This window comes from Desulfonatronum parangueonense, assembly GCF_054656975.1.
Genome location: NZ_BAAHXH010000003.1, coordinates 4,694,437 through 4,709,952, shown reverse-complemented (window position 1 = coordinate 4,709,952; position 15,516 = coordinate 4,694,437). Strand labels below are relative to the sequence as shown.

General features: G+C 57.5%; 13 protein-coding genes. 11 read left to right on the top strand and 2 right to left on the bottom strand.

Annotation, left to right across the window (positions count from 1 at the left end):
- The first annotated feature begins 166 nt into the window (after positions 1 to 166).
- The 11 genes from ACYQ15_RS21125 to mutM all read left to right on the top strand — a co-directional run bounded on the left by ACYQ15_RS21125 (position 167) and on the right by mutM (position 13,635).
- Complete coding sequence (locus tag ACYQ15_RS21125; RefSeq protein ID WP_459939442.1) at positions 167 to 1,066, top strand: phosphoribosylaminoimidazolesuccinocarboxamide synthase; 900 nt, start codon at positions 167 to 169, stop codon at positions 1,064 to 1,066.
- 43 nt (positions 1,067 to 1,109) lie between these two features.
- Positions 1,110 to 1,874, top strand: a complete 765-nt coding sequence (locus tag ACYQ15_RS21120; protein WP_459939441.1) for an enoyl-ACP reductase FabI — start codon at positions 1,110 to 1,112, stop codon at positions 1,872 to 1,874.
- A gap of 85 nt (positions 1,875 to 1,959) precedes the next feature.
- Complete coding sequence (lpxK, locus tag ACYQ15_RS21115; RefSeq protein ID WP_459939440.1) at positions 1,960 to 3,036, top strand: tetraacyldisaccharide 4'-kinase; 1,077 nt, start codon at positions 1,960 to 1,962, stop codon at positions 3,034 to 3,036.
- Positions 3,037 to 3,079: 43 nt separating this feature from the next.
- The gene (locus tag ACYQ15_RS21110; protein WP_459939439.1) at positions 3,080 to 4,114 is read left to right on the top strand and encodes an ABC transporter permease; all 1,035 of its coding nucleotides are present in this window, start codon (positions 3,080 to 3,082) and stop codon (positions 4,112 to 4,114) included.
- A gap of 98 nt (positions 4,115 to 4,212) precedes the next feature.
- Positions 4,213 to 5,838 carry an ABC transporter ATP-binding protein gene (locus tag ACYQ15_RS21105; RefSeq protein ID WP_459939438.1) on the top strand — a complete coding sequence of 542 codons (1,626 nt, stop codon included), beginning with the start codon at positions 4,213 to 4,215 and terminating at the stop codon, positions 5,836 to 5,838.
- 241 nt (positions 5,839 to 6,079) lie between these two features.
- A complete protein-coding gene (locus ACYQ15_RS21100) occupies positions 6,080 to 6,676 on the top strand; it encodes a nitroreductase family protein (RefSeq protein WP_459939437.1) in 597 nt (198 codons plus the stop codon).
- A 12-nt stretch (positions 6,677 to 6,688) separates the two neighbouring features.
- On the top strand, positions 6,689 to 8,101 hold the full coding sequence (locus ACYQ15_RS21095; protein WP_459939436.1) for an NAD(P)/FAD-dependent oxidoreductase: 1,413 nt from the start codon (positions 6,689 to 6,691) through the stop codon (positions 8,099 to 8,101).
- 684 nt (positions 8,102 to 8,785) lie between these two features.
- Positions 8,786 to 10,090, top strand: coding sequence for a transposase (locus tag ACYQ15_RS21090; protein WP_459937363.1), 1,305 nt, complete (start codon positions 8,786 to 8,788; stop codon positions 10,088 to 10,090).
- Positions 10,091 to 10,378: 288 nt separating this feature from the next.
- Positions 10,379 to 11,644 carry a phenylacetate--CoA ligase family protein gene (locus ACYQ15_RS21085; RefSeq protein ID WP_459939435.1) on the top strand — a complete coding sequence of 422 codons (1,266 nt, stop codon included), beginning with the start codon at positions 10,379 to 10,381 and terminating at the stop codon, positions 11,642 to 11,644.
- Positions 11,635 to 12,798 (top strand): ChaN family lipoprotein, encoded by a 1,164-nt coding sequence (locus tag ACYQ15_RS21080; protein WP_459939434.1) that lies wholly within the window; start codon positions 11,635 to 11,637, stop codon positions 12,796 to 12,798. Before ACYQ15_RS21085 ends, ACYQ15_RS21080 begins: the two co-directional genes overlap by 10 nt.
- 6 nt (positions 12,799 to 12,804) lie before the next feature.
- A complete protein-coding gene (mutM, locus tag ACYQ15_RS21075) occupies positions 12,805 to 13,635 on the top strand; it encodes a bifunctional DNA-formamidopyrimidine glycosylase/DNA-(apurinic or apyrimidinic site) lyase (protein WP_459939433.1) in 831 nt (276 codons plus the stop codon).
- A gap of 32 nt (positions 13,636 to 13,667) precedes the next feature.
- On the opposite strand, the gene ACYQ15_RS21070 is transcribed toward mutM, so the two are convergent.
- Positions 13,668 to 14,174 carry a DUF456 family protein gene (locus tag ACYQ15_RS21070; protein WP_459939432.1) on the bottom strand — a complete coding sequence of 169 codons (507 nt, stop codon included), beginning with the start codon at positions 14,172 to 14,174 and terminating at the stop codon, positions 13,668 to 13,670.
- A 24-nt stretch (positions 14,175 to 14,198) separates the two neighbouring features.
- Complete coding sequence (locus ACYQ15_RS21065; protein ID WP_459939431.1) at positions 14,199 to 15,491, bottom strand: phenylacetate--CoA ligase family protein; 1,293 nt, start codon at positions 15,489 to 15,491, stop codon at positions 14,199 to 14,201.
- Positions 15,492 to 15,516: the final 25 nt, after the last annotated feature.

Genomic DNA, 15,516 nt, shown 5'->3' with positions numbered 1-15,516 from the left:
GTGCATGATCAATATCCAGCACTGGATTCCGGCTTTCGCCGGAATGACGTATCCAGGCAAGCCTTTACCACGCTAGTCATCCGGCGAAGGCCGGCGCTATCGCTATCCAGGTCTTTTTCCGGCTCTGCTGAGTAGTTACCATGAACCTTGCAAATAACCGCCGCGTATGCATATCCTGACTCAATCCTCTCTTCCTGATTTCAAATTGCTGTCTCGCGGCAAGGTTCGCGATATCTATGAAATTTCGCAAGAAACCCTGCTGATCGTCACCACGGACAGGATGTCCGCCTTTGACGTTGTCCTGCCGAACCCCATTCCGTTCAAGGGCGTGGTCCTGAACCAGATCACCCTGTTCTGGATGGATAAAATGAAAGATGTCGTAGCCAACCACCTCCTGGCCTCGGATATCGCGGATTTTCCCGCTTCCCTGCAGCCCCATGCCGACCAGCTCAAGGGCCGGGCCGTGCTGGTCCGCAAGGCTGCTCCCCTGCCAGTGGAGTGCATTGTGCGCGGGTATATCACCGGTTCGGGCTGGAAGGACTACCAGAACACGGGAATGATCAGCGGCCATCGCCTGCCCATGAATCTTCAGGATTCTCAGGAATTGATCCCGCCGCTGTTCACTCCGTCCACAAAGGCCGATGTGGGTCTGCACGACGAGAACATCTCCACGGCCAAAGCCGCTGCTCTGATCGGCGATCACATTTTCGCCGAGGTGGAGCGCATTTCCCTGGAAATCTACTCCCGGGCTCGTGAATACGCCAAGGAGCTCGGGATCATCATCGCGGACACGAAGTTTGAATTCGGCATGGCGGGCAATGAACTGCTGCTCATTGACGAGGTGCTGACCCCGGATTCTTCTCGCTTCTGGCCCGTGGACGGGTATCGGCCCGGCAAAAGCCAGCCGAGTTTCGACAAGCAGTACCTGCGCGACTGGTTGACGCAAAGCGGCTGGAACAAGAAAGCGCCCGCTCCCAACCTCCCTGCTGACATAGTCGAGCAGACCAAGAATCGTTACCTTGACGCCTATGCCTTGCTTACCGGACAAAAACTGACGCTTCCCTGACATTCGCTCGGAAGACACCTGCCTTACCAATAAGGAGACCTGCATGCTCTTAGCTGGAAAAAAAGCCCTGATCTTTGGAGTGGCCAACGATCGCAGCATTGCCTACGCCATCGCCAAAATTTTCAAGGATCACGGGGCCGCGGTGGCCCTCAACTACGTGAACGACGCCATTTTGAAACGTGTTGAACCGATCAGTCAGGAGCTGGGATGTGAATTCATCTTTCCCTGCGACGTGACCAGTGATGACGACATAGCCAAGGCCGCCGAACTGGTCGCCCGGAAGTGGGATGGCGTGGACATTCTGGTGCACTCCGTGGCCTTTGCCAACCGCGAAGATTTGGCCGGACGGTACGTGGACACTTCCCGAGCCGGTTTTGCCCTGGCCCTGGACGTGTCCTGCTATTCCCTGGTTGCCCTGTGCAAGGCCTTTGAGCCGCGGATGTCCGAAGGTGGGTCCGTGATGGCTTTGAGCTATTTCGGCGCCGAGAAAGTCATTCCCAATTACAACGTCATGGGCGTGGCCAAGGCGGCTCTCGAAGCAAGTGTCCGCTATCTTTCCGTGGACATGGGCGCCAAGGGCGTGCGGGTCAACGCCATCAGCTCCGGTCCCCTGAAAACGTTGGCCTCCTCGGGCATTTCCGGGATGAAGCAAATTTTCAAGCATGTCGAGGAACGCGCGCCCCTGAAACGCAACGTGACCCAGGAAGACGCCGCGGGCCTGGCCCTGTTTCTGGGTTCCGAATTCTCCACCTGCATCACCGGGGAAACCATCTACGTGGACGCGGGCTACAACATCATGGGCATGTAGCCGGCTGACACGAGCTTGGTGCAAAAAGTCATTTTGCACCAAGCAGTGGTCTGTGATCAGTTAATATGTGCGGCATCAATTCCCCATGTCCATCCTCTCCCTTCCGGCATCCATCTATTCCGGGCTCATGGCTTGGCGCGCCCAGGCCTACGGCAAAGGGGTTCTCCGGCGCTGGAGGCCGCCATGTCCCTGCATCAGCGTTGGCAACATCCGCTGGGGCGGCACGGGCAAGACTCCGGTCTGCCATTGGCTGCTGAACTGGGCATCCCGGAGCGGGATGCGCAGTGTCGTCCTGACCAGGGGGTATCGCTCCCGCCCTCCGGCTCTGCCCTATCTCGTTCGTCCTGAGTCCAGACCCGCGGAGGCTGGCGACGAACCCTTGCTACTGGCCCAAGCCAATCCCGACGCCCATGTCGTTGTCGATCCCAAACGCTCCCGCTCCGGAAAATGGGCATGGTCAAAGTGGAGCCCGGACCTCTTTCTTCTGGACGATGGATTCCAGCATCTGCCCGTCATCAGGGACGTCAACCTGGCCTTGCTTCTGCCCCAGGATCTCGATCAAGACTGGAACCGGGTCCTGCCAAGCGGCCCATGGCGTGAAGGCCCGAAGGCACTTGCCCGGGCCGATGCCTTTCTGATCAAGCTTCCCGACCTGGACAATTTCCCCACCTTTGCGCGAGAATTGGTCGCAAGCCGGTTGAGCCTTTTCGGAAAGCCAATATTTTTTTTCGCACCCAGCCCCAAGGGACTGACCAACCTCCTGACCTCCGAACAGACCCACCGCCTGCCGGAAAGGCACGACAACACCTACATGCTGGTCAGCGGCGTGGCGAATCCGGCACTTGTGGACCACACCGCCTCGGCCCTGCTTGGCGCCGCTCCCCGACGTCATGACGCATTCGCCGATCACCATGCTTTTTCTCCACGGGATATCGATGATATTGTCCGCAAGGCAAAAACCGCGGGTGCCGGACATGTGGTCTGCACGGCCAAGGATGCAGTCAAGATCCGGGACATCATTCCCCTGGACACTCCGGTGCAGTGGTGGAGCCTGGACATGACCATCCGGTTCGCGTCGTTGAGCGATGAAGCACCCAGATTTGCGGAATGGCTGGAGCAAAGCTTGAAAAGCGCGAGACAAATCTTATCTGAAGAAACATGAATCACAGCCTCCCCCGCGGAACTCCCACCCAGCGACATCAAACATGGCATTTATGCGACTGAATCCCCTTAATCAGCGCCGGTGGGCCAATTTCCGGAAAAATCGGCGCGGCTACTGGTCCTTGTGGATTTTCCTGGTCCTTTTTTTTGGGACCCTGGGTGCGGAATTCATCGCCAATGAAAAACCGCTGCTGATCCGGTATGATGATGCGTGGTTTTTCCCCATCTTCAATGTTTATCCGGAAACGGCCTTTGGCGGGGATTTTCCTACGGAAGCCCATTATCGTGACCCGTACGTGGAGGATCTGATCCGAGAAAAAGGCTGGATGATCTGGCCCCTGATCCCCTACAGCCACCACACCGTCAACCTGACTCTGGACGTACCGGCCCCCTCTCCGCCGACTTGGGAAAACCTGCTCGGCACCGACGACCAGGGCCGCGACGTGCTGGCCCGCGTGATCTACGGCTTTCGGATTTCGGTCCTCTTCGGGCTGATCCTGACCCTGGCCAGCACGGTCATCGGCATTGCCGCCGGCGCGGTGCAGGGCTACTTCGGCGGCTGGACCGACCTGCTTCTGCAGCGCTTCATGGAAATCTGGTCCGGCTTGCCGCTGTTGTACCTGATCATCATTCTCTCGGCCTTGATCGAACCCAGCTTCTGGTGGCTGCTGCTGATCATGCTGCTCTTTTCCTGGATGGCCCTGGTGGGCGTGGTCCGCGCGGAATTCCTGCGCACGCGCAACTTCGACTATGTCCGGGCCGCGCGCGCCCTGGGCGTGGGCGATCTGACCATCATGTTCCGGCACATCCTGCCCAATGCCATGGTGGCCACCCTGACATTTCTGCCCTTCATCCTCAACGGTTCCATTACCACCCTGACTTCTCTCGATTTCCTGGGGTTCGGGCTTCCTCCCGGCTCGGCCTCTCTGGGGGAACTCTTGGCCCAGGGCAAGGCCAATCTCCATGCCCCATGGCTGGGCATAACCGCGTTTGTTGTCCTGGCCGTGATGCTCAGCCTGCTGATCTTCATCGGGGAGGCGGCCAGGGATGCGTTTGATCCGCGGAAAAAGACGGCATGATCATGCACCGTCGCCCAGTTGGACCTCCCGGAACACGTCTTGCTTTCGTTATGGTTTCCGGCAGCTCACATTCAACATGAATTCAAGACCCCAACACCATGCCATCCTCCCCTCTGCTCCAGGTTCATGATCTCTCAGTTTCCTTTCAGAGTTCGGGCAAGATCGTCGAGGCTGTCCGGAAGGTCGACTTTACTCTGGAAAAGGGACGAACTCTGGCGATCGTAGGGGAATCCGGCTCTGGAAAATCCGTGACCGCACTTTCCGTCGTGCAGTTGCTGCCCTATCCCCAGGCCTTCCATCCCACCGGTTCGATCCTGCTGGACGGCCAGGAACTGATCGGGGCTTCCGAAACAATCCTGCGCCATATTCGCGGCGGGCGGATCGGCATGATCTTTCAAGAGCCCTTGAGTTCGCTCAATCCGCTGCATACCGTGGAAAAGCAGTTATTCGAAATGCTGCGCCTGCACGGGAAGCTGACGCCACCCGCGGCCCGGGAACGCGCCCTGGAACTTCTTGACCTGGTTGGCCTGGACGACCCCGTGCAGAAGCTTTCCAAGTGGCCGCATCAGCTTTCCGGTGGACAATGTCAACGGGTGATGATCGCCATGGCTCTGGCCAACGCTCCGGACCTGCTGATTGCCGACGAGCCCACCACGGCGCTGGATGTCACCATCCAGGCCCAGGTCCTCGCCCTGCTCAAGGATCTTCAGAAACGCCTGGGCATGGCCATGCTTTTGATCACCCACGATCTGAACATTGTGCGCAAGAACGCTGACGATGTCTGCGTCATGCAGCACGGACGCATCGTGGAGTCCGGCACCGTGGATACGATCTTTCAAAGTCCCGAACATCCCTATACCCGCCGACTGCTGGCGGCCGAACCGCGCGGCGGAGTGGAAACGGGTCCGCCTTCCGGGGATCCCGTGATGTCCGGCCAGGAGATCAAGGTCTGGTTTCCGGTGAAAAAAGGCCTGCTCAAACGCACCGTGGGTCACGTCAAGGCCGTGGACGGGGTGGATGTCCGGCTGTACTCCGGCCGAACCCTTGGAGTCGTGGGCGAATCCGGTTCCGGCAAAACCACTCTCGGCCTGGCATTGCTTCGACTGACCGCCAGTACCGGGCGGATCATCTTCCAGGGACGGAACATCGAGTCAATCCGTTCCCAGGCCCTGCGTCCATTGCGCCGGAACATCCAGATCGTTTTCCAAGATCCTTTTGGCAGCCTCAATCCGCGAATGTCCATTGCCCAGATCATTGGAGAGGGACTGACCGTACACCGGATGGGGCACACGCCGGAAGAGCGAGAATCCCTGATCGCCCAGGCGCTCCAGGAAGTCGGCCTTGACCCGGAAAGCCGCCACCGGTATCCGCATGAATTTTCCGGCGGACAGCGCCAGCGCATCGCCGTGGCCAGAGCCATGATTCTCAAACCGGCCGTGCTTGTCCTGGATGAGCCGACATCCGCCCTGGACATGTCCGTGCAGGCCCAGATGGTGGATCTGCTGCGTGATCTGCAGCAAAAGCACAATACCGCCTATTTGTTCATCAGCCATGACCTGCGCGTCGTCCGGGCCTTGAGCCATGAAATCCTGGTCATGCACCGTGGCCAAGTGGTGGAGCATGGCCCGGCCGGAAAAATCGTCAACAACCCCAGACACCCCTACACCCGAACCCTGATGGCCGCGGCCTTCGAGCTGGAAACCACCCCCGACTCTGTTCAGTAACATACACCCCTTGCATTTTTCTCTTTTCCTGCGGAACAAGCCGTGATAGACACACTGTCTTGGCTTGATATCGCCTTGCCTTGCGTCTCCAGAACACAATCGGCCAGCAGGGTCACAAAGGCGGTTATCAAGCACAGGAGAGGCCTTGCGCAGAGCATGCCGGTCGATGCCGGTTTATTTGTTCAGAGGATCGAATGGAGGAGTTCTTGATGAGGAAGTTCTTGATGAAGGAGTTGAACTGATGACCCTGCGTGAACTTGTTTCCAGAACCCGCAGCTTCCGCCGTTTCTATGAGAATTACCAGCTCTCCCTGACCACTCTGGAAGACCTGGTGGATACGGCCCGGTTGACGGCTTCCGCGGCCAATCTTCAACCCTTGCGGTACATGATCAGCGTTGATCCCCAAATGAATGACCAAATCTTCCCGCAATTGGCCTGGGCAGCCTATCTCACGGACTGGAACGGACCGGCCGAGGGAGAACGCCCCTCCGGATACGTTGTGGTTCTCGGGGATGAACGTCATTCCAAAACCGCCGCTTGGGATATGGGCATCGCCGCACAGACAATTCTTCTGGGGGCAACGGAAATGGGTCTTGGCGGATGCATGGTCGGCTCCGTCAAGAAAAAGGAATTGGCCAAGATTTTATCCGTTCCCGAAGGCTTTGAAGTCCTCATGGTCATTGCCATTGGACGGCCCAAGGAGAAAATCGTCCTGGAGCAACTCGGCGAAGACGGTAGCATTAAATATTGGCGTGATGAAAAAGGAGTGCACCATGTTCCCAAGCGGGACCTGGACTCCATCATTCTCGCTCGCTTCAACGGTCAAAACAACTCATAACCGGAGCATCTTTTGTCGACTACCAATCAAACACCCCATGCCGACGTGATCATTGTCGGAGGGGGCCCCGCGGGTCTGTTTGCCGCCTACTACCTTGCGGAACACACGGACCTCAAGATCATGCTTGTGGATAAGGGGCGATCCCCGTTGCGTCGCACTTGTCCCATCGGTCAGAACCAGAGTCCAACATGTCATCATTGCAAACCCTGCAACATTCTCTCGGGCATCGGTGGGGCCGGATTGTTTTCTGACGGCAAGCTGAATTTCATCCACATCCTGGGCAAGACCGACCTGACCCAGTTCCTCACGCCGGATCAGGCCCGGGATCTGATCAGGGAAACGGAAGCGGTCTTTACGCAGTTCGGCATGGACGGACCGGTGTACCCGAGGGACATGGAGCAGGCCCGGGAAATCCGCAAGCAGGCGAAAAAGGCCGGAATCGATCTGCTCCTGATTCGCCAGAAACACCTGGGCAGCGACAAGCTCCCGGACCATATCGCGGCCCTGGCCAACCATGTCCAGAACAAAGGCGTGATCATCCGGACCAACGAGGACGTGCGCGAAGTCCTTGTGGACCAGGGCCGGGTCAGCGGCGTGGTCACCAACAAAGACGTCTTGCATTGCCGGAACGTGGTGCTGGCTCCCGGTCGGGTCGGCGCGGACTGGGCCGGGCGGATCGCCCAGGCCCACGGCATCAATCTCACCCAGCGCGGCATCGAGGTCGGGGTGCGCGTGGAAGTGCACAACGACATCATGCACGACCTGACCAGCATCATTTATGATCCCACCTTCTTCATCCAGACCAGGAAGTACGACGACCAGACCCGGACATTCTGCACCAACCGCGGCGGCTATGTTTCCCTGGAGAACTACCAGAATTTCGTCTGCGTCAACGGTCATGCCTATCTGGACCGGAAATCCGAGAACTGCAACTTCGCCTTCCTTTCCAAGGTGGTTCTGACCGAGCCGGTGACGGACAACCAGGCCTACGGCGAAGCCATCGGCAAGCTGGCCAGTTTGATCGGCGGCGGCAAGCCCATCCTGCAGCGTTTCGGTGATCTCAAGCGCGGACGGCGCAGCACCTGGAATCGCATTTCCAAAGGTTTCATCCGCCCCACCCTGTCCAACGTCACCTGCGGCGACATCGCCATGGCTCTACCGGAACGCATCCTGACCAATCTGGTCGAAGGCCTGGAAAAGCTGAACTGCGTGGTCCCCGGCGTGGCCAACGACGAGACATTGCTTTACGCTCCGGAAATCAAGTTCTTCGCCACGCAGATGGAAACAGACCAGGATCTGCGCACTTCCGTGCCCGGCATGTTTGTCGCAGGCGACGGCCCCGGAGTGGCCGGCAACATCGTCTCAGCCGCGGCCACCGGGCTTCTGGCGGCCAAAGGCATCATCAAGGATTACGCGACGGATTGAGAGCGCCGGCCTGGGCCGAATCATCATCCACCATCCGCGACGATTCCGTTCTATCGCGGACCATGCCCGCAACCCAAACAAAAGATTTGAACCGCCAGCTTCGCTCAGGACGCAAAGGCTACAAAGAAAGACAGTAATTTAAAATTACTGTCTTTTCTTTGTGGTAACGACACAGCCCCCTTCCTTCCTCAGGTAATCGGAATCGGGGTCGGAGGTCGGAATCGGTTTCGAAAACAGTAACTATTCAGTCCATCCGAGAAAAATCGGACTGGATACCGGCCTTCGCCGGTATGACTTAACTTTGAATGGACGTGGTATGATACGTCAATCCGGCAAAAACCGGAATCCAGCTCTCAAGTGATCACAGAGTATGTGCTGAATAGTTACCGAAAACATGGAATACCCCTTCACATGGTTTCGCTTCGACTCCGACACCGATATGGACTCCGATACTCATCACCCACTGAGGAAGCACGATCCCACCCGCTGAATCTCCTCTCTCATCAGTCGCCAAATTCCCTGAACCGTCTCCGGATTTGTTTGACAGCAATTCCCGCCAAAAATAAAAATTAAATTATAACAAATGGATATAAATTTCCAGGAAAATAGTTTTTCGTAAACTTTCTTGAAAATCAGTATACGTGCCTCTTTCTTAATTTCCATTGTACATTGAGGTTATCACGGATGCGCGACTCCTTCTCCCGCAAGCAACTCAGCATTCCTGGCCTGTTGCGTAAAGCCCGCCAATGCTTTGCCGCAATCCCTGATAAGTTAGGCTGCGACATACCGCTGGTGGACCACTTGATGGCGGGGCTGGCGTTATTTGGCCTCAAGTACCCTTCACTGCTTCAGTTCGACAAGGACGGAAGGCAAGGTACAACGCCCGCAAATCTCCAGTCGCTGTATGGCATCAAACGCCCTCCCTGCGATACCCGCTTTCGAGAGCGTCTCGATGAAGTCGATCCTCGCCAGTTGCGCTCCCTTTACAAGATTTTTTTGAGCATGCTCCAGCGCGGAAAGGGGCTGGAAGGGTTCAGCTATCTGGATGGGCACTATCTCCTCTCGTTGGACGGAACCGGTTATTTCTCCTCGCCAACCATCCATTGCGCGCAGTGCTGCGAAAAACACCACCGCAACGGCAAGGTCACCTACTACCACCAGATGCTCGGTGCCGTGCTGGTGCATCCGGACCATAAGGAGGTCTTTGCGCTCGCGCCCGAACCGATCCTCAAGCAGGATGGGGCTACAAAAAACGACTGCGAGCGTAATGCCGCCAAGCGGTTGCTGGAAGACCTGCGCCGCGAGCACCCTCACCTCAAGCTGATCGTCATCGAGGATGCGCTAGCCTCCAACGGCCCGCACATCCGCCAGTTGAAGGCCCAGGACATACGCTTCATTCTCGGTGCCAAGCCCGATGACCACAAGTACCTGTTCGACTGGGTCAATACAGTGCCTACCACCGTCGAATACACGGAGATTGATGAGGGCGGAACCAGCCATCGGTTTCGCTATCTCAACGGCGTCCCGCTCAATGACGCCAATTTCGACCTGGAGGTCAATTTTTTCGAGTATTGGGGGACCACCCCAAAGGGCAAGGTCGTCCATTTCTCCTGGGTGACCGACATCCTGATAACCCCTGCAAACATTATGGAGCTGATGCGAGGAGCCCGCGCCCGCTGGAAAATCGAGAACGAGACCTTCAATACCCTCAAAAACCAAGGCTATCACTTCGAACACAATTTCGGTCACGGCAACCAAAACCTCAGCACTGTGCTGATGCACCTGATGATGCTGGCATTTTTGATCGACCAGATCCAGCAACGCTGCTGCCGCTTGTTTCAGGCCGCCGTGTCTGCAGCGCAGGGCAAGAGCCGCTTTTGGCGGCTACTGCGGAGTGCTTTTGATCTCTGCCTGATTCCCGATTGGGAGACACTTTACCGCTTGCTCATCCATCGAACCGGCATCCCACTGACATGCGACACGTCTTAAGAGCTGGCTGTGATCGATCGTGTTCGACGTGAGGGTTTTTGTGAGAATTTTTGAGGAACAGCCAACCAGCTATCTAGCCACAATCCCGCGCCGCAACGCACGGAGGGCCCTGCTTTGCCTCCGCACTTGGCACGGGGGCGTTGGCGTGTGCAGAAGGGTATCAGAGCCGCGGAGCGGGAATTGCTGTTTGTTTGATGAAACACTTGCTTTTTCTGTTACGCATTGTTAATTATCCCTGTTTATAGGTTAGGAGTGGAAATTCGTGAACATGGAAGAGAGGAAGCAACTATGACCCGAAAAGACCGTACCGAAGGCATCTATAGTCGCCGGGAGGTACTGGATGAGAGTGAGCGTCGACAATATTATCAGATCCATCTGAAAGATCTGCTGACCTATGCCTACAGGTATTCCGAAGACGTCAAGAAACGTTTTGACCGGGCCCAGTTCAGCCCCGACAAGTTCAAGGTGCTCAATGACCTGAAGCACATCCCGATCATCAAAAAGAAGGAACTTATATTTCTGCAGACCATGGGCCCGCGCCTGGGCGGTCTATTGACCAAGGATCTTGGGGAATTGCGGCGCATCTTTCTTTCCCCCGGGCCGATTTTCGATCCCGAGGACCGGGTCGACGATTATTGGGGCTGGACCGAGGGGTTTTACGCCACCGGATTTCGTCCCGGCGACGTGAACATGATCACCTTCAACTACCACCTCACCCCGGCCGGCCTGATGTTTGAGGAGCCGCTGCGCAATCTCGGTTGCGCCGTGATTCCGGCGGGTCCAGGCAACACCAACACCCAGTTGGATATCATGCAAAAACTGCGGGTGACCGGCTTCATCGGAACGCCCAGTTATCTCATGCACCTGGCGCAGAAAGGCGAAGAAGCGGGTCTGAACCTGCGCAAGGACCTCTATCTTGAAGTGGCCTTTGTCACCGGCGAGAAATTTCCGGAGAAACTGCGCAACACACTGGAAAAGAAATTCGACATCATCATGCGTCAAGGATATGGAACCGCGGATGTCGGCTCCATCGGCTACGAGTGTTTCCATAAGAACGGCCTGCATGTCTCCAACCGCGTCTTCGCCGAAATCTGCCACCCGGATACAGGCATTCCCCTCAAGGACGGCGAAGTCGGAGAGATCGTCGTTACGGCCTTCAACAAGACCTATCCCTTGATCCGCCTGTCCACCGGCGATCTCTCCTACATCGACAGGGCGCCCTGCCCCTGCGGCCGCAGTTCACCGCGACTGGGCAACATCGTCGGTCGCGTGGACACCACGGCCCGCATCAAGGGCATGTTCGTCTACCCGCACCAGGTGGAACAGGTCATGGCCTCCTTTGAAGAGATCAAACGCTGGCAGATCGAGGTCACGAATCCCGGCGGCATCGATGAAATCGTTCTGTTCATCGAGGCCAGCCAGTTCAAGCGGGAAAATGAGCTTTTCCATACGTTTCGAGAAAAAATCGGTCTGCGTCCAGAACTGAAGGTCGTGGCCCCAGGTTCGCTGCCCGCCCAGATTCGTCCCATTGAGGACAAACGCAAGTGGGATTGATCCCTTTCCGGGCGCTGCCGTGCATTCTGCTCCTGATGGTTCTGAGTGCCGGCTGCGCCCCCCTTCATCCCCCGACAGTCCATCCGCCGGACATGGCACTTCCCGGCACGCCCGGCACCCTCTTCCTGGCCGAAGGACAACATCTGGCCAAGGATGACCTCGCCCGCCTGGTTCCTGACCACGACTTTATCCTGATCGGTGAATCCCACACCAATACCTGCGATCATCGATTCCAGAAAGACGCTCTGCTCGCCCTTTCCGCATCAAATCAGGATCTTGCCTTGGGGCTGGAGATGGTTCCATGGTCCGCCCAGGACATTCTCGACGATTTCAACAGGGGCGTTATTGATTTGGAGGAACTGGAGGAAAAACTGGGATGGCGGGAGTATTGGGGTTACAGTTTCTCGCTGTATAGTCCTATTCTGGCCCAAGCCAGGGAACTGGGCATTCCCGTTCTGGGGCTGAATGTTCCCAAGGAACTGCTCCACCGGGTCAGAACAGACGGCATGGAAAGCATTCCACCGGATGACCGGGGCCTGCTGCCCCATGTGATCATCCCTCCGCCGCCGCAACAGGAATCATTACTCGAAGAAGAGTTTTCCCTGCACATTGAAATGATGCCCGAACGTACCGCGGAGGCCGGATTCGAACTGGAGCGATTTATTCTGATCCAGTCCCTGTGGGACACGCAGATGGCTTTTAGTGCGATCCACTGGCAGAACACCCTGGAACGCCCCCTGGTCATTCTGGCGGGATCCGGGCACGTGGAATACGGCCATGGCATCCCGCATCGGTTGCGAGTGCTGGAACCCGCGTCGCGGATCCTCACGCTTGTTCCCTGGAGGGGCGGTCCCACACCTGATCCGGACTCCGGCGACCTGTTCTACTTTTGCCCGGAACAGCCACGCCGCCTGGGCATGGTCATTGCCTGGATCGAGGACAGAGCCATACTTTCTGATGTTCTCCCCGAATCCCTGGCTGATCAGTCTGGTCTCCAGCCCGGCGACGTCCTGATTTCGGCCAACGATGTTCCGATCACGGCGCTTGAAGTTTTGCATCAGGCCGGAATGCAGGCCGTGCGCTCCGGGGAACCGCTGTATCTTGAAGTTCTGCGCAACGGAACGCATCTGCTCCTGGAAGTGATCTTTCCCTAGCCGCCCATGCCCGAACTTCCCGAAGTCGAAACCATTGCCCAGGGTCTGCGACCCTTGCTGACCCATCGCACCATTACCGGCATCCCGCACCTGGCTCCCCATCTCGTTCGGCAAGGGCAAACCAGCCTGACCGAAAAGTTGATCGGACAACAGATACAAGACGTTTCACGACGCGGCAAACTGCTTTTCCTGGATCTCTCCCCCACTGAGCGTATCGCCTTTCATTTACGCATGACTGGGAGGCTGGGCATGGCTCCAGCCGGCCAGCTGCCCGCGGCACATGTCCACCTGCTCATCAATCTGGACAACCAGAGCGCGCTGTATTTCCAGGATCAGCGCAAATTCGGAACCTGCCGCCATTTCACGGAGCAGGAATTGAACGCCTGGCCTTTCTACAGCCGGATGGGCCCGGAGCCGCTGAGCATTGGCGCAGAAGAGTTTTCGGAACGATTGGCAGGGAAAAGAGGTCGGATCAAGGCGTTGCTGCTCAACCAGGAAGTGATTGCCGGAATCGGCAACATCTATGCGGATGAAAGTCTGTTCCGCGCTGCCATCCATCCGGCAACGCCCGCCGCGGCATTGAGCAGATCACGGATCACGAAACTTCATCACGCCATGCAAGACGTGCTCCGGGATGCCATAACCGCCGGCGGCAGCTCCATTCGAGATTATCGCACAGCCGCCGGGCTCGTGGGGACGTTCCAGAACGCCTTCCAGGTGTACGGCCGCAAACATCAACCCTGTCTTCGATGTGCCGAGGCGTTGCGAATCACGAAGGTAGCCGGGCGCACCACCTGCTACTGTCCCGGCTGTCAACCGGAAATCGAGGCCGGTTAACCGCACCGGCCCCTGGGCCTGCAACTGCCCTGTCACCGCGGCCAGACATGGGCGAAGCTCAGAACAATCATGGCCACGCCCAGGCCGATCTTGACCACCGTCCCGAAAACCTTGTTCAACAGGGCGCCCCATGCCGCGCGATAGGCTGCCGGATAGGAGTACCCCTGCCCCAGTTCCACCAGAAAACTGCCTGCAAAAGCTCCCAGGAACGAACCGGGAATAGCGCCAAAGCCAAACAGGAAAGCCGCGCCGAAAAAACCGCCGAGAATGGCGCCCACCACGGCGGCCCATGCCCCCCGGCGGCTCCCGCCAAAGCGTTTCCCTCCCCAGAGCTGGGCCAGGAATTCAACGATTTCTCCCAGAACGCACAGCGCCAACAGCAGAGCAAGGAAAGGCCAGCCCACGGCCAGTTCCGGATGGATCCACAACCATAGAGCGAGAGCGGCCAGGATCAACCAGTTGGCCGGAAGCCCCACCAGGTGCAGCAGGAGCAGGCCTCCCAAAAAAGCCAGAAAAACAACAGCCAGAAACAATTCCATCCGTTCCTCGAGTAGACCTTTCGGCTACTGTCCCCGCAAATCGCAGACCCGCTGCGCCTTGCCGTCGGAACAGGGCAGGCTGCGGGCCTCGACCAGTTCGACCTTGGGGGTGATCAACAGCTCATCGCGCAACATGCCGGTAATCCTGTCCTGCAGCTTTTTCAGCACGCGCATGTCTTCCACGAAGAATTCACTCTTCACTTCCACCTGAACCTTGAATTGATCCAGATATCCCTTGCGTTCGAGAACGATCAGATAGTTCTGCCCCACCTCCGGAATGGCCATCAGCACGCGCTCCACCTGCATCGGAAAGATGTTCACGCCCTTGATGATGATCATGTCGTCGCTGCGGCCAAGAATTCGGTCGATCCGACGATGTTTTCTTCCGCATGGGCATTCGCCGGGGAGAAAGCGGGTCAAATCCCGGGTTCTGTACCGCAGGATGGGCATGCCTTCCCGAGTCAGGGTCGTCAGGACCAATTCTCCGACCTCCCCCTCGGGAACGGGCTCAAGGGTCACCGGATCGATGATCTCAACCAGAAACGCATCTTCCCAGATATGCATGCCGTTTTGTTCCGGGCATTCAAAGGCCACCCCGGGGCCGTTCATTTCCGAGAGACCGTAGGAGTTATAGGCTTTCACGCCGTACAATTCCTCAATCCGCCTTCGAATTTCCTCGCTGTGCGGCTCCGCTCCGATCAGCGCGGTCTTCAGGTGCAGATCCTCCAGTTTGACGCCCAGGGAATCAAAAACCGTGGCCAAGTGCAATGCGTAGGAAGGAATGATGTGAATGACCGTGACCCGAAAGTCCTGCAGCAGTTTGATCTGCCGCTTGCTGTTGCCCGCTCCGGCCGGAATGGTCAGGCACCCCAGACGCTCGGCCCCGTAATGGATGCCCAAACCGCCGGTGAACAGTCCGTATCCGCTCATGTTCTGAAAAACATCATGGGGACGCACGCCGACCATATGGAAACAACGCGCCACCAGGTCCGCCCAGGTCTGGATGTCGTTGGTCGTATGAAAGACCACTGTCGCCGCTCCGGTGGTGCCGGAAGAGGCATGCAGGCGAACCATTTCCTCCATGGGCCGACAGAGCATGCCTTCAGGGTAGCTGGCGCGCAGATCTTCCTTGCCCGTGAACGGCAGCCGAGGCAGATCATCCAGGCCGTGCACCTGGTCCGCCTGGAGACCGTTTTCCTCGAAGACCCGGGCATACAACGGTGATTGAGCCGCCTGCGAGACAACATGACGCAACCGAACACCTTGCAGATTTTCCAGGTCTTGCCGTGCAAGCCCTTCCAAGGGATCAAAAAACACAAAGGCCTCCTATGAGGATGGACGA

Coding starts and splice junctions, on each gene's coding strand:
- ACYQ15_RS21100 (WP_459939437.1), top strand. CDS start 6,080: ATGACCCTGCGTGAACTTGTTTCCAGAACCCGCAGCTTCCGCCGTTTC.
- ACYQ15_RS21120 (WP_459939441.1), top strand. CDS start 1,110: ATGCTCTTAGCTGGAAAAAAAGCCCTGATCTTTGGAGTGGCCAACGAT.
- ACYQ15_RS21090 (WP_459937363.1), top strand. CDS start 8,786: ATGCGCGACTCCTTCTCCCGCAAGCAACTCAGCATTCCTGGCCTGTTG.
- ACYQ15_RS21125 (WP_459939442.1), top strand. CDS start 167: ATGCATATCCTGACTCAATCCTCTCTTCCTGATTTCAAATTGCTGTCT.
- mutM (WP_459939433.1), top strand. CDS start 12,805: ATGCCCGAACTTCCCGAAGTCGAAACCATTGCCCAGGGTCTGCGACCC.
- ACYQ15_RS21085 (WP_459939435.1), top strand. CDS start 10,379: ATGACCCGAAAAGACCGTACCGAAGGCATCTATAGTCGCCGGGAGGTA.
- lpxK (WP_459939440.1), top strand. CDS start 1,960: ATGTCCATCCTCTCCCTTCCGGCATCCATCTATTCCGGGCTCATGGCT.
- ACYQ15_RS21070 (WP_459939432.1), bottom strand. CDS start 14,174: ATGGAATTGTTTCTGGCTGTTGTTTTTCTGGCTTTTTTGGGAGGCCTG.
- ACYQ15_RS21105 (WP_459939438.1), top strand. CDS start 4,213: ATGCCATCCTCCCCTCTGCTCCAGGTTCATGATCTCTCAGTTTCCTTT.
- ACYQ15_RS21110 (WP_459939439.1), top strand. CDS start 3,080: ATGGCATTTATGCGACTGAATCCCCTTAATCAGCGCCGGTGGGCCAAT.